The organism is Micromonospora sp. AMSO12t, assembly GCF_008806585.1.
GTDB lineage: Bacteria > Actinomycetota > Actinomycetes > Mycobacteriales > Micromonosporaceae > Micromonospora > Micromonospora reichwaldensis.
Genome location: NZ_WAAS01000624.1, coordinates 1 through 437, shown reverse-complemented (window position 1 = coordinate 437; position 437 = coordinate 1). Strand labels below are relative to the sequence as shown.

The window sequence follows — 437 nt, the reverse complement described above, 5'->3', positions numbered from 1 at the left end:
GGTCGCATCGCGCACCAACAGATGAGCGAGTTCCAGCGCTCGCTCGCAGTTCGCAATGCTTCCGAGGATCGAGCCGCGAAGAACAAGAAGGTCGATGTGCGACACCCGCTCTTCAACGCTGCGGCGATCGACGGTCGAGTTGGGCTCGAGGCCTTCGATCTGCGCCTTGAGGTTGCGCAGCGCGATCGTTCCATCCGTGACTACGCCTTCCATCATCGCCCGGCGACCTTCGGCGGGTTGGGCGGTGCCAGATAAGGAAAGACTTTGGATGACCAGGCAATCGGCCCATCGATGCCGTCATGGATCCGGGGGCCGTTTCCACCGTTGATGTAGAGCGTGAAGATCGAGTCCATGACGTCTTCGTTGAGCCAGCGCCCGCCGGGGCTGGCGTGTGGGTGGCCCGCGAGCATCGCCCGCTCGATCTCGAAGTAGCTGGT

2 protein-coding genes are annotated in these 437 nt (G+C 62.7%); both read right to left on the bottom strand.

Annotated features, from left to right (window positions below; genetic code table 11):
- Positions 1 to 216 (bottom strand): hypothetical protein (locus F6X68_RS33235; protein ID WP_151457893.1); only part of this gene is annotated, 216 nt, incomplete at its 3' end.
- A partial coding sequence (locus F6X68_RS33890) for a DUF4331 domain-containing protein (protein ID WP_225852586.1) occupies positions 213 to 437 on the bottom strand: 225 nt, incomplete at its 5' end. The genes F6X68_RS33235 and F6X68_RS33890, both read right to left, overlap by 4 nt.